The sequence below is a fragment of the Enterococcus sp. 6D12_DIV0197 genome, assembly GCF_002174385.1.
GTDB lineage: Bacteria > Bacillota > Bacilli > Lactobacillales > Enterococcaceae > Enterococcus_D > Enterococcus_D casseliflavus.
Map to the genome: position 1 here is coordinate 2,400,800 of NZ_NIBN01000001.1, position 14,026 is coordinate 2,414,825.

13 protein-coding genes are annotated in these 14,026 nt (G+C 44.4%); 3 read left to right on the forward strand and 10 right to left on the reverse strand.

Going from position 1 to position 14,026, the window contains the following annotated elements; all coding sequences use genetic code 11:
• Positions 1–101 precede the first annotated feature (101 nt).
• Genes purF through purC form a run of 5 tightly spaced genes read right to left on the reverse strand, consistent with a single transcriptional unit; the run spans position 102 to position 5,394 of the window.
• Positions 102–1,526 carry an amidophosphoribosyltransferase gene (gene purF / locus A5867_RS11130; protein ID WP_010749590.1) on the reverse strand — a complete coding sequence of 475 codons (1,425 nt, stop codon included), beginning with the start codon at positions 1,524–1,526 and terminating at the stop codon, positions 102–104.
• Entirely contained in the window at positions 1,511–3,739 is a 2,229-nt protein-coding gene (gene purL, locus A5867_RS11135; RefSeq protein ID WP_170927531.1) for a phosphoribosylformylglycinamidine synthase subunit PurL, read from the reverse strand. Before purL ends, purF begins: the two co-directional genes overlap by 16 nt.
• Entirely contained in the window at positions 3,732–4,409 is a 678-nt protein-coding gene (gene purQ / locus A5867_RS11140) for a phosphoribosylformylglycinamidine synthase subunit PurQ (RefSeq protein ID WP_010749588.1), read from the reverse strand. The genes purL and purQ overlap by 8 nt, the downstream gene beginning before the upstream one ends.
• Complete coding sequence (gene purS, locus A5867_RS11145; RefSeq protein ID WP_010749587.1) at positions 4,406–4,678, reverse strand: phosphoribosylformylglycinamidine synthase subunit PurS; 273 nt, start codon at positions 4,676–4,678, stop codon at positions 4,406–4,408. Before purS ends, purQ begins: the two co-directional genes overlap by 4 nt.
• Positions 4,669–5,394 (reverse strand): phosphoribosylaminoimidazolesuccinocarboxamide synthase, encoded by a 726-nt coding sequence (gene purC, locus A5867_RS11150; protein ID WP_087627618.1) that lies wholly within the window; start codon positions 5,392–5,394, stop codon positions 4,669–4,671. The genes purS and purC overlap by 10 nt, the downstream gene beginning before the upstream one ends.
• Positions 5,395–5,608: 214 nt before the next feature.
• Between purC and A5867_RS11155 the strand changes: the two genes are divergently transcribed.
• From A5867_RS11155 to A5867_RS11165, 3 genes are all read left to right on the forward strand, one after another.
• Entirely contained in the window at positions 5,609–6,043 is a 435-nt protein-coding gene (locus tag A5867_RS11155) for a hypothetical protein (protein ID WP_087627619.1), read from the forward strand.
• 100 nt (positions 6,044–6,143) lie between these two features.
• Positions 6,144–6,749, forward strand: coding sequence for a DUF1054 domain-containing protein (locus A5867_RS11160; protein ID WP_016611021.1), 606 nt, complete (start codon positions 6,144–6,146; stop codon positions 6,747–6,749).
• A 1-nt stretch (position 6,750) separates the two neighbouring features.
• A complete protein-coding gene (locus A5867_RS11165) occupies positions 6,751–8,799 on the forward strand; it encodes a penicillin-binding transpeptidase domain-containing protein (RefSeq protein WP_087627620.1) in 2,049 nt (682 codons plus the stop codon).
• Positions 8,800–8,849: 50 nt separating this feature from the next.
• Here the strand turns inward: A5867_RS11165 and purB are convergent, their stop codons facing one another.
• From purB to A5867_RS11190, 5 genes are all read right to left on the reverse strand, one after another.
• Positions 8,850–10,148 carry an adenylosuccinate lyase gene (gene purB, locus A5867_RS11170; protein WP_005231933.1) on the reverse strand — a complete coding sequence of 433 codons (1,299 nt, stop codon included), beginning with the start codon at positions 10,146–10,148 and terminating at the stop codon, positions 8,850–8,852.
• A gap of 13 nt (positions 10,149–10,161) precedes the next feature.
• A complete protein-coding gene (purK, locus tag A5867_RS11175; RefSeq protein ID WP_015509893.1) occupies positions 10,162–11,289 on the reverse strand; it encodes a 5-(carboxyamino)imidazole ribonucleotide synthase in 1,128 nt (375 codons plus the stop codon).
• On the reverse strand, positions 11,273–11,761 hold the full coding sequence (purE, locus tag A5867_RS11180; protein WP_010749580.1) for a 5-(carboxyamino)imidazole ribonucleotide mutase: 489 nt from the start codon (positions 11,759–11,761) through the stop codon (positions 11,273–11,275). The genes purK and purE overlap by 17 nt, the downstream gene beginning before the upstream one ends.
• 329 nt (positions 11,762–12,090) lie before the next feature.
• Positions 12,091–13,395 (reverse strand): nucleobase:cation symporter-2 family protein, encoded by a 1,305-nt coding sequence (locus tag A5867_RS11185; protein WP_010749579.1) that lies wholly within the window; start codon positions 13,393–13,395, stop codon positions 12,091–12,093.
• Entirely contained in the window at positions 13,395–13,976 is a 582-nt protein-coding gene (locus A5867_RS11190; protein ID WP_010749578.1) for a xanthine phosphoribosyltransferase, read from the reverse strand. The genes A5867_RS11185 and A5867_RS11190 overlap by 1 nt, the downstream gene beginning before the upstream one ends.
• Positions 13,977–14,026 lie beyond the last annotated feature (50 nt).

Here is a 14,026-nt window from a genome sequence, read left to right on the forward strand (position 1 = left end):
AATCATTCATCCGCTTTTCTTCATTCAGCTCATTCGTCGTTAACGCAAGTAAACCAGCGGTCCTTCACTGCTTCGTTTGAAAAACCATTTTTGCCTACAATTTATTCAGCTAAAGACGCGAGATAGTTTTCTTCATAATCATACAAAGGGGTTGGATAATCGCCATTGAAATAGGCCATACACAATCCTGAGTAAGGTGCGTCAAAATCTAAACCGATCGCTTCGATCAACCCGTCTTCACTTAAAAAGGCCAAAGAATCTGCTTCGATTTTTTCACAAATCTCAGCTTCCGTATATTTGGCTGCGATCAATTCTTTTCTCGTTTGAATGTCGATCCCGTAAAAACACGGATAGCGCAAAGGCGGCGAACCGATACGTACATGAACTTCTTTGGCACCTGCTTCTTTTAGCAGTTGCACGATACGGCGGCTGGTGGTTCCTCGGACGATCGAATCGTCGACTAGAATCACTCGTTTGCCTTCGACTACGCCACGAACAGCTGAGAGCTTCATCCGTACACCTTGTTCCCTTAACTCCTGCGTCGGTTGAATAAACGTTCGTGCGATGTATTGATTTTTTACTAAGCCTAATTCATAGGGAATACCTGAAGCTTCTGCATACCCGCTGGCAGCAGATAAGGATGAATTCGGTACACCAATGACCATATCCGCTTCGATCGGCGCCTCTTGTGCTAAGCGACGGCCCATATTTTTACGGGCACGATGGACGTTGACGCCAGCGATGTTGGAATCAGGACGGGCAAAATAGATAAACTCCATCGAACATATCGCGGGTTGTACTTCTTGGGTATACTGTTCAATTTGAATGCCTGCATCATCAATGATCACGACTTCGCCTGGTCGGACATCACGAATAAATTCCGCACCGATGACTTCCAACGCACAGGTTTCTGAAGCCACCACATAAGCACCATTGACCATTTTCCCGATTGACAATGGCCGAAAGCCATTGGGGTCTAGTGCTGCGATCATGGCATTTTCGGTCAGTAAAAGGTACGCAAATCCACCTTTAACTTGATTTAATGCCTCCTTGACCCGATCCATAAAAAGCGGTTCTTCGCTGCGACGGATCAAGTGCATGAGAATCTCTGTATCGGAATTCGAGTGGAAAATCGCACCAGCCTTTTCTAAGGATTTCCGTAGACTTTTCGCATTCGTCAAGTTGCCGTTATGAGCTAAGCCAATCTGCTGATCAAAAAATTTGAATAAAAATGGTTGAATATTATCAACGCTACCATTACCAGCAGTTGCGTAACGAACGTGACCAATGGCAGCATCTCCTGTCAGACGCTGGAGGACACGTTCATCCGAAAAGACTTCCGCTAGCAACCCTAAATCACGGTGGCCATTGAGTTTCCCCGCATCATTCGTGACAATCCCTGCACCTTCTTGGCCGCGATGTTGCAAACTGTGTAGTCCGAAGTAGGTGACACGAGCGGCATCTGGATGACCCCAAACACCAAAAACCCCACATTCCTCGTTGAGGCTCTTTACTTCATTAAACATGGAATGGCTTCCTCCCATTTCAATTTCGCCTCAGTAAGGGGCATCTCGATCGTATCATCTTGTGCTTGCATGCGAATCTGGCCATCAGCAGTCACTTCCCCGATCGCTGTTGCAGCAGCGCCTACCAGCGCTTCAAAAGCTGCTTGCTTATCAGGTGCGACTGAAAGCACAAATCGGGATTGGGTTTCTGAAAACAATTGTGCTGCTGGCAATGACACGGTCACATTTAGACCAAAGCCCTTGTCAAAAGCGGATTCGGCTAAAGCGATCGCTAAACCACCTTCGGCACAATCGTGGGCACTTTGAACAAGACCTGCTTGGATCGCTGCGGTAACCAATTGTTGGTTCATTTTTTCTGTTTCAAGGTCAAAGGACATTAAACGCCCAGCGATCTTTCCTGTCTGCAGTTTTTGCAATTCAGACCCATTGAAGTCAGCATGGGTTTCCCCTAGGACATAGATCAGATCCCCCGCTGCTTGGAAATGCTGCGTCGTGATATGCGCCAGCTCTTCGATCAATCCGACCATCCCAATTACCGGCGTTGGATAGACCGATTGTCCGTCCGTTTCGTTGTATAAGGAGACGTTCCCAGAAATGACTGGTGTCTCTAGCACACGACAAGCTTCTGAGATCCCGTCAGCAGCCGTGGATAACTCCCAGAATCCTTCTGGTTTATCTGGCGAGCCGAAGTTAAGGCAGTCAGTGATCGCCAATGGACGCCCACCGGAAGCGACGATATTTCGAGCAGCTTCTGCAACTGCGATCTGTCCGCCGACTTCTGGATCTAAGTACAGGTAACGAGCATTACAGTCAGTCGTCATCGCCAAGGCTTTATTGGTTCCCTTGATTCGTAACACAGCGGCATCACTGCCGGGTCCTACCACGGTATTGGTACGAACTTGCGAATCGTAGGTTTCAAAAATCGAGCGTTTTGAAGCGATCGTCGGCTGCTGCAGTAGATCGGCAAATACAGACGTTGCTGAGTGAATCACTGGAACAAAGTCTGGTGTTTCCTTAAACACTTTGATCCGTTTCGGTTCTGCCATCTCTTTGTAGTAAGTCGGCGCATCTTCAGCTAAAGCATCTACTGGCAAATTAGCGACTTCCTGTCCGTGATGGAACAAACGATAGTTGCCATCATCTGTTACTTCACCGATCACGACGGCTTCTAGATCGTATTTCTTAAAGAGTGCTTCCACTTCAGCTTCATGTCCTTTTTTGACACAGATCAGCATCCGCTCTTGAGATTCTGACAACATCATTTCATAAGGCGTCATATTGGTTTCTCGTTGTGGAACATCATCTAACGTTAAGCGCAACCCTGATCCGGCTTTTGATGCCATCTCGGCACTAGAAGAAACCAATCCAGCAGCACCCATATCTTGAATTCCGACTAAAATGTCCGAATGATCCACGATCAATTCCAAACAAGCTTCCAACAAAAGTTTTTCCATAAAAGGATCACCGACTTGTACGGCGGAACGTTGTTGTTCTTCTCCTTCGACAAATTCTTCCGATGCAAAAGTCGCCCCGTGTATCCCGTCGCGTCCTGTTTTTGCGCCGACATACATGATGGTGTTTCCAACACCTTTAGCCTGCCCTTTTTGAATATCCTTGTGAGCAATAATCCCTACACACATCGCATTGACTAATGGATTGCCTTCATAACAAGGATCAAATGCCACTTCACCACCGACGGTCGGAATCCCAATACAGTTGCCATAGCCACTGATCCCAGCAACGACTTCTTCCAAAAGATATTTCGTTCTTGGATTATCTAACTCACCAAATCGTAAGGAGTCTAAAACAGCAATCGGTCTTGCACCCATACTGAAGATGTCGCGGATGATCCCACCAACACCAGTTGCTGCTCCTTCATAAGGTTCCACCGCAGAAGGATGATTATGGCTTTCCGCTTTAAAAACGACGGCTAGATCATCGCCGATATCCACGATACCCGCACCTTCGCCAGGTCCTTGCAGTACTTGCGGCCCTTCTGTCGGGAATTTCCGCAAAACAGGTTTGGAATTTTTGTAAGAACAATGTTCACTCCACATCACTGAAAAGAGTCCAGTTTCGGTATAGTTCGGTAAACGTCCCAAAATATCTTCTGAGATCATCCGATATTCTTCTTGGGTCAATCCCCATTGCTCGTATAATTTCGTGTCTTTGATTTCTTGTGGTGTAGGTTCTTTTACGATCATTTTATCCATTTACCGGCACCTTCCCAAAATTTTTCAATAATGAAGCAAAAAACTTCTTGCCATCTTCTGAGCCTAATAAGCTTTCCATCGCTCGTTCTGGATGAGGCATCATGCCTAGAACATTGCCAGCTTTATTACAGATACCAGCGATGTTGTGTAGGCTGCCGTTGACGTTATCTTCATAACGGAAAACGATTTGATTGTTGGCAACCAATTCCTGATAAGTCGTTTCATCACAATAATAATTGCCCTCACCATGAGCGACAGGAAGCGTAATGACTTGATCCGTTTCATATTCAGAAGTAAAAGCTGTTTGATTATTCACTTGCAGACGGACCGGTTTGCAAATAAAATGGAGTGATTCATTTCTTTGTAAAACCCCTGGTAACAAGCCCGCTTCCGTTAAAATTTGAAACCCATTGCAGGTACCAAAGACAGGTTTGCCTTCATTTGCCAGACGAATGACCTCTGACATGATCGTTGAAAAACGGGCGATCGCTCCACATCTTAAGTAATCACCATAAGAAAATCCTCCTGGAAGCAAAACACCGTCAAAACCAGCTAAGCTGTCTGCATCATGGCGCACATATTCTGCTTCTGCCCCCATGATATCTTTGATTGCCCACATCAAATCAACATCACAATTTGATCCAGGAAAAACGATCACTGCAAATTTCATAGGGCCGCTTCCTCCATTTGAACCATTTCATAACGGTAGGTTTCCATATTGACATTTGCCAAAAGCTTGTCGCAGATCGCTTCGATTTCTTCTGCTACAGCTGCTTGTGTTTGATTGTTTGAAGGTGTCACTTTGATTTCAAAGTATTTCCCGATCCGAATATCACTGACATCTTGATACCCCAAGCGATGAACCGCTCCTTTCACAGCTTCCCCTTGAGGGTCTAAAACAGATTCCTTATAGGTTACATAAACTTTGACTAAATACATGCTGAATTCTCCTTTTCTAAACGATTTAAGACTTCTTCATAAACAGGAACGATGTCCCCTAAATCACGTCGATAAACATCTTTATCAAGATGCTCATTTGTCCCCATATCCCATAAACGACAAGTATCTGGTGAAATCTCATCAGCCAGAAGCAACTCGCCCTTTTTGGTTTTGCCGATCTCGATTTTAAAATCGATCAAGCGAATGTTGATGTTCGCAAAGATTTCCAGTAACGCAGCGTTGACTTGCAGCGCCAATGTTTTGATCTGGTCCAGCTCCTCTTCTGAGGCAAGCCCTAGATAAAACACATGATCATCATTGATAAACGGATCATCCAAGCGATCTTCTTTGTAGTAAAACTCTACGATCGGCTTTGGCAGTTTGGTTCCTTCTTCGATGCCCAAGCGCTTTGAAAAACTACCAGCAGCCGTGTTGCGAACAACGACTTCTAAAGGAATCATGGTGACAGCTCGAATTAATTGTTCGTGTTTAGACACCAATTGAAGAAAGTGACTTGGGACGCTTTTGTCGGCTAGCCGCTGAAAAAGATGCGCAGTGATCTGATTGTTCAAGGCACCCTTTCCTACAACGGCATCTTTCTTTTGACCATTCAATGCAGTAGCTTGATCCAAATAAACGACTCTCAATACATCCTCTTCGTTGGTTTTAAACAATTTTTTGGCTTTTCCTTCATAAAGAAGCACTTCTGATTCCATAATCCACCTCAGTTAAGTAATATTTTTCACATAGCGATGACACACATCTTTATTTGCTTATTATTCTAACAACGCAGAAAAAGCGGGTCAACGATTATCTGTACATTTAAATATTAATAAACACGAATGTTCGCTTTTTACCCAGTTGGTTGAAAGCAGATTCCTCTTTAGAAGCAGCGAAGGATTTATAAAGCGTTTACAATATCCTTTTTTCATGCTATATTTAGGTCGTATTGTAGCTACATTCAAGGAGGAGTACTATATGTGGTCGCTAAAGAATCGTGCTGAACTTTTTTTAGCTCATTTATCAGACAAAGAAAAACAACAGCTCCATAACGAATTATTGGCCGTGCAGCAAATCCTTTCCATCAACCAACAAACAAGTTTCTATTTATTCAGTCCCTTCAAAAAAGGGGCGCGCCCTCATTATACCGAAGAACAAAAGCGTGTTCTACAATTTCAAAATGAACGCAATGACGAATTGATTATTCATCAAATCCATCGCCAAAGCTTATTTAAACATACGTATTCTTTTCGGATTTATTTTAATTTAGAAGAAATGGACTTTTCTTTCTTGGATGATCTTTTGCATCTTTTGAAGGAACAAAGCCAGACACCAACGTTTAAATTGAGTCCAGCGGCAAATTGACTGAGTATCCTTCAATAAAAAAAGGTAAAATAAACAAAAGCCCGTAATTTATCGGGCTTTTTTTGTTATACTATTTTCAGACAACAGAAAGGATACGATTATGCTATTTACGAAACAATCATTTGATGCTTTTTCTTTAGAAACGTTAGACGAACGAATGGAAAAAATCCGTGCCGAGATTCAGCCGATTTTTCAAACGATCGGTGAGGCAGCGATCCCATTAATTGAAGAAAGCTGCCAAGAGCCTTTTTATTTGCATATTGCTCAGCACCGACGCAGAACCGTCTACCCTCCTGCCGAAACCTGGGCAGGGATCGGTCCGAACAAACGAGGCTATAAAATGGATGCCCACTTTCAAATTGGGATCAATCAAGCGTATGTCTTTGTTTGGCTCAGCGTGATCGATCAACCGAAAAATCAGGCAACGATCGCTGAATCCTGGTTGGCCCAAAAAGAATTATTCGATCAATTACCAGCTGACTTTACACTTTCTCCTGATCACACAAAATACGACCACCACCCTATCGCCATGTGGCCAACCTATCTGGAACGATTGAAGAAAGTCAAAAAAAGCGAGCTTCAAATTGGAAAGATTTTTCCGAAAGAAATGATCGAAGACGTTGAGATGGCGGATATTTTAGCAGTTTATCAAACGCTGTTGCCGCTTTATCATGCCCGTATGACGGCTTTGAAGGAGGAACAATAATATGTCAGAAAATCGGCGCTCTCGCAACGAAAAGCCAGCGAAAAAGCCCAAGCGCTTCGTCTGGTTGGCACTTCCTGCCGCCTTATTGGTACTAGGCGGCGGCTATTATGGTTATACCGTCTATCAGGATCGGCAAGAAGAAGCCGCTGCTAAAAAAGCCCTCACTTCCTTTATCGACGCTTTGGCCGATCAGAAGTACAGTGACTTGCCTGCCTTCGTGTCTGAAGACAGTTTAGCATCAACCGGCTTTACCGCAGACGAAGTCTCTGCAAAATACGAAGCGATCTTCACTGGTATCGGTGCTGAATCATTTAAAGCCTCTGGGATTGAGGTAACTCCTAATGACAAGGATTCCGATCAATTCAATTTCCAATACAACGGTTCCTTGACCACCTCGTTAGGTGAATTAACCGAGCTTTCTTATAGCGGCACGATCACTGTAGCTGATAACGAAGCCAAGATCGATTGGTCCCCTCAGTTGATCTTTCCAGGAATGGAGGGACAAGACAAAGTCAGTATTTCCGTAGATAATGCCACTCGCGGTGAGATTCTCGACCGAAACAACGAACCACTAGCAGAAAATGGCACGCTTTATCAGTTAGGCGTCGTTCCGGGGCAACTGGGCACGGGAGACGAAAAAAACGCCAATATCAAAGCGATCGCGGAACGTTTCGACCTGACAGAAGAAGCCATCAATCAAGCGTTGGGGCAATCTTGGGTTCAAGATGAGTTGTTCGTCCCCTTGAAGATCATCGAACCAACGGATGAGATGCCAACTGGAACAAGTTTAAAAGAAACGACTGGACGCACTTACCCACTTGGGGAAGCTGCCGCCCAACTGATTGGTTACTTAGGAAATGTAACAGCGGAAGATATCGAAAAAGATGAAACACTAGCAAGCAACGGACAAATTGGTCGTAGTGGTCTGGAAGCTGCCTTCGATAAAGAGTTGCGAGGAGAAAACGGCGGAAAAATCGCCATCACAGATGAAGATGGTGCTGAGAAAGCCGTCCTGTTAGAAAAAGAACGCGCAGATGGCAAGGATATCCACTTGACCATTGATGCCCAAGCCCAAAAGACGGCGTTTGACTCCTTACAAAACCAAGCAGGAGCAACGGTCGTTACCGAACCCAAAACTGGCGATCTGTTGGTACTTGCCAGCTCGCCAAGTTATGATCCCAATAAAATGACCCAAGGGATCTCACAAGAAGATTATGATGCGTATGAACAAAATGAAGACCTGCCTTTCATCAGCCGCTTTGCTACGGCCTATGCACCTGGTTCGACCTTTAAGGCCATCACTGGTGCGATCGGCTTGGAAAATGGCACGATCGATCCTACGCAGAGTATCGCGATCGATGGATTGAAATGGCAAAAAGATAGCTCGTGGGGCGACTACTTTGTGACGAGAGTTACTGATGTAGCTTCTGTGAATCTCAAGGATGCACTGGTATACTCTGATAATATTTACATGGCGCAACAAACCCTATCTATGGGCGAAGATGCCTTTCGTGACGGCTTGTCGAAGTTGATTTTTGGTGAAACATTGGATTTACCGATCGCGATGAATCCTGCTCAAATTTCAAATGAAGACTCCTTCAATTCGGACATTTTACTGGCAGATACCGGCTATGGCCAAGGAGAATTGTTAATGAATCCAATCCAGCAAGCGGCTATTTACTCCGTCTTTGCCAATCAAGGGAAGCTGGTCTATCCCCGTTTAGTGAAAGAGGCAGAGCAAAAAGACAAAGAAGTCTTTAAAGCAGAAACGATCGATCAAATCAATCAAGATTTGACCGCCGTTGTTTCCGATCCAAACGGAACTGCACATTCCTTGGCAGCATTAAACATTCCATTAGCTGCTAAGACAGGAACAGCTGAAATCAAAGAAAAGCAAGATGAAAAAGGCCAGGAAAACAGCTTCTTATTTGCCTTTGATTCGCAAGACCAAGGATTTCTGATGGTCTCCATGCTAGAAGATCGCCAGGAAAACCAATCAGCAACTGGTTTAGCACCTGAACTATTGACCTACTTAGCTGAACATTATTAAAAAAAAAGCTGCAACCTTCAGACAAGGATCTGAAGGTTGCGGCTTTTTTCTTATTCGGCTAAACCGACACGTTCAAAGATCGTGTCGACTTGTTTTAAGTGATGGTTGTAATCAAACGCATCGTCTAAGTCTGCTTTGGACAACACATCCGTAATGGCTGGATCAGCTTCTAATAGTGGACGGAAATCCGTTTGCTCATCCCAAGCTTGCGCTGTTTTTGGCTGAACCAAGTCATAGGCTTGCTCTCTTGTCATACCGTGATCGATCAATTTCAACATCACTCGTTGGCTGTAGATCAATCCAAAGGTCGCATTCATATTGCGCTTCATATTCTCTGGGAAAACAGTCAGATTTTTGACGATATTGCCAAAGCGATTCAGCATATAATCGATCAAAATCGTCGTATCCGGAATAATGATCCGTTCTGCCGATGAATGTGAGATATCCCTTTCATGCCACAGTGAGACATTTTCATAAGCTGTCACCATATGGCCGCGAACGACTCGTGCAAGTCCCGCCATATTTTCAGAACCGATTGGGTTACGCTTATGGGGCATGGCAGAAGAACCTTTTTGACCTTTTGCGAAGAATTCTTCAACTTCTCGGGTTTCTGATTTTTGTAAGCCCCGGATTTCGGTTGCAAATTTCTCAATGCTAGTTGCGATCAACGCCATTGCAGAGAAATACTCTGCATGCAAGTCACGAGGTAGTACTTGTGTGGAAATATCTTGCGCACGAATCCCTAATTTTTCACAGACATACTCTTCGACAAACGGTGGAATATTTGCAAAGGTTCCAACTGCTCCGCTGATCTTTCCTGCTTCGACCCCTTTTGCTGCTCGCTCAAAACGCTCGACATTGCGTTTCATTTCCGCATACCATAAGGCTAATTTCAAGCCAAAGGTCGTTGGTTCCGCATGTACACCATGGGTACGTCCCATCATTACGGTATGTTTGTATTCTTTGGCTTTTTCACCAATGATCGTCACAAAACGATTTAAATCTTCCCGAATCAAGTCGTTGGCTTGTTTCATCAAGTAGCCATACGCAGTATCAACAACATCCGTCGACGTCAAGCCGTAGTGGACCCATTTACTTTCATCACCTAAAGATTCAGAGACTGCTCGGGTAAAAGCAACCACATCATGTCGCGTTTGCGCTTCGATCTCTAAGATACGGTCGATATCGAAGGTTGCTTTTTCACGAATCAAAGCAACATCCTCTTTCGGTATCTCCCCTAGTTCCGCCCAAGCTTCATCCGCCAATATTTCTACTTCTAACCACGCTTGGTAACGGTTTTGATCGGTCCAAATAGCACCCATTTCTGGTCTTGTGTAACGCTCTAACATGTTATTATCTCCTTTAATCCCAAATATTGGTTTGATAGATTTCTTCAGTGGTCTCTGCGATATCTTCTGTCAAAACAGTGATATGACCCATTTTACGCCCGGTTTTCGCTTCTTCTTTGCCATAGTAATGGAATTGCCAAGCAGGTTTTGTGGCAATCAACTCATACGTTTCTGTCAATTCATCGCCTAAGACATTGACCATGACTGCTGGTGAAAGCAATGACACTTCTGGTAATGGCCAGCCACAGATCCCCCGGATATGGGCATCAAACTGACTCATGGAACAAGCTTCGATCGAATAGTGACCAGAATTATGTGGTCGCGGTGCCAACTCATTGACATACAAGCCGCCACTTTTAGTCAAGAACATTTCGATGGCTAAAACGCCTTGCAGATCCAAGGCCTTCGCAATAATATGAGCGATCCGTTTGGCTTCTTCGGCAACTTCTGGATCAATGCGCGCAGGAGCGATCGTTTGATGCAAAATATTGTTGCGGTGGATGTTTTCTACCACTGGGAAAGTGGTAAAGGTTTCTCCATTACCAGCAACTAAAATCGACAATTCTTTTTCAAAAGGAATCCACGCTTCTAATTCGCACGTCCCTTCACGCAGTAAGTTCATCGAAGGCGCTAAGTCCGCGGTACTGTATAACACGTGCTGCCCTTTTCCGTCATAACCGCCTCTAGTCGTTTTTAACACACAGGGATAACCGATACTGTCGATGGCATCTTGGATATCCGTTGGACTGATGATCGTGGCATAAGGTGCAATCACGATATTGTTAGCCTCTAGAAATGACTTTTCTAATAAACGGTCTTGAGTGATTGCTAACAGGTCAGTCCCTTGAGGGATATGGGAATAAGGCAAAATGGAATTCAATGCCTCGACACTGACATTTTCGAATTCATAGGTAATCACGTCGGCACGTCGAGCCATTTCTTCTAAAGCAAACACATCATCGTAGGCAGCAACAATATGCCAATCAGCGACTTGGGCTGTTGGACAATTGGCAGTAGGGTCTAAGACGCCAACCCGAAAGCCCATTTCTTTGGCACTCATTGCCATCATACGACCTAGCTGTCCTCCGCCAACGATTCCGATCGTTGCGTTGGGCATTAAAGGTTTAATCAAGTTGATCACTACTTTCCAATACAATTTCTTTTAATGTATTTCTTCGCGCGTTTAATTTCTCCGCTATCTCTAAATCATACATGGAAAGCATCTGCGCTGCAAGTAGTCCTGCGTTAGTTGCGCCAGCTTTTCCGATCGCTGTTGTTGCCACTGGTACCCCAGCTGGCATCTGCACGATCGATAGTAGGGAATCCAACCCGTTTAATGCGCGAGATTGTACAGGCACACCAATGACGGGCAACGTTGTTTTCGCTGCGACCATTCCTGGCAAATGAGCTGCTCCTCCTGCTCCTGCGACAATGACTTTGATTCCTTCTGCACGAGCAGTTTCGGCAAATTCGAACATCAAATCTGGTGTACGATGTGCCGAAACGACTTTTTTCTGATAAGGTATCGCTAACTCATCTAAAATCAAGCAGCACTCCTTCATTGTTTCCCAATCTGACTTGCTCCCCATAATCACTGCAACTGCTGGTTTCATTTGATTTTCCCTCCAACGATTTTTTACTAGTTTCTTCTGAAACAAGCTCAGAAGTATTTTCTCACGAAATTAGTTTGTTAGCAGCAGTTTGTCACTGCAACCCAACGCCCCTTGCATAACACGTTATGACTAACAATCACTTTCCCCTTTAAATAGTAACGAGTTGCCGGAGCAATGTCAAAATATTTTCGAACTATTTGCTAGTTTAACTTTGTATCGTTCGTTTTTATGGCTAAGAAAACTATTCAGTCTTTCTGTTTGGTAGGAAAAAGACAAATAAAGGAACAATACAAAAAATCCAGACGAATCCTCGTCTGGATCAAATCAACTTACTGTTGCAAGCTCAATTCCGTCACTTCGTCTGTTTCTTTCGGCAATCCGTTGAAGAACAGATTCAAAACAATGGCTGTCAAACTACTCATGACGATCCCATTGCCTGTAAACATTTGGACGGTTTCAGGCATCTGACTGAATAAGGTTGGCATCATATTGAACCCTAAACCAAAACCGATCGATACCGCAATCACTAACAAGTTCTTGTCATTCATAAAATCAACTTTGCTTAGCATTCGCATCCCTTGAACAGCGACCATGCCAAACATCACTAACATGCCGCCTCCCAGTACTGCTTCTGGAATGATTTGCGCAATGGCACCGACTTTTGGAAACAGCCCTAATACGATCAAAAAGATAGCTGAAAAGAAAATCGGGCGTCGCGTCTTAATACCTGAAAGTTGAACTAAACCTACATTTTGTGAAAATCCAGTATAAGGAAATGTATTGAAGATCCCCCCAAGGATCACCGCCAAGCCTTCCGCACGATAGCCGCGCTTTAAGTCATTGCCTGTAATCGGTTTTTCAGTAATATCTCCCAGCGCAAAATAAACACCAGTGGACTCTACCAGACTCACGATGGAAATAATGATCATCAAAACGATCGACCACAGATCAAAGGTTGGTAAGCCGAAATAAAAAGGCTGAGGCAAATGAAACACAGGCGCATGGGCGATGGCAGAAAGATCCACCAATCCTAAGAGCGCTGCTAAAATGGTCCCACCGATCAAACCGATCAAAACGGCAATCGAGCGAATAAAGCCTTTCCCAAAGACCTGCACCCCAATGATCAAGGCAATCGTCACAAAGCCTAACAATAAATTCGTTGGATCACCAAAGTTAGCAGCTGCAGCATCGCCGCCACCGATTTTAGTGATGGCGACTGGAATCAAGGTCAAGCCGATGACGGTAATCACGGTTCCCGTCACCAATGGGGGAAACAAGACTTTGATTTTCGAAAAAATGCCAGCGATCAGAACAATGAAAATCCCAGCGGCAATGATCGCTCCGTAAATCGCACTGATCCCTGATTTGGTGCCAATCAAAATCAATGGGGAGACAGCTTGAATGGCACAGCCTAAAACGACTGGTAGGCCGATCCCGAAAAAGCGGGTAACAACTAATTGCAAAAGCGTAGCGATTCCGCACATGAAAATATCGATCGAGATCAAATACGTCATCTGAGCTTCATTGAAGCCCAGACCTGTTCCAATCAACAAAGGAACGGCAACAGCTCCTGCATACATCGCTAGTAAATGTTGCAAGCCTAAAACTGCTGAACGGCTATTCGTTTCTTTCATTAGGCATCTCCTTCTAAAAAGCTGACTTGTCCCTCAGACAATGAGGCGATCCGTGCTAGTGAAACAACAGGAATCCCCATTTCTTCAAGTAATTGTCGACCACTTTGGAATGATTTTTCAATCACGATACCGATACCGACAACGTTGGCTCCTGCTTGTTGGCACAGTTCGATCAAGCCTTTTGCTGCTTGTCCGTTTGCTAAAAAATCATCAATAATCAAGACCGTATCCTCTGAAGACAAAAATTTCTTGGAAATCGATACTTGGCTGGTCACTTGCTTGGTAAAGGAATAGACAGATGCAGTCAGCAGCTCTTCATCCATTGTCAAACTCTTTGCTTTACGGGCAAAGATCATTGGTACTTGTAACTGTTCTGCAGTATAAAGGGCTGGTGCGATCCCTGAAGCTTCGATGGTCACTACTTTTGTGATGCCGCTTCCTTGAAACCGTTCCGCGAAGACTGCACCGATTTCTTTCATCAACTCATAATCCACTTGGTGGGTCAAAAATTGGTCCACTTTAAGAACCCCTTCGCCCAGCACATTTCCGTGTGTTTTGATACGCTCAACTAATTTTTCCATCCTAGCTCTCCTCGTTCCTTTCTATTCCATCCTGAAAAAAAAGACACTCT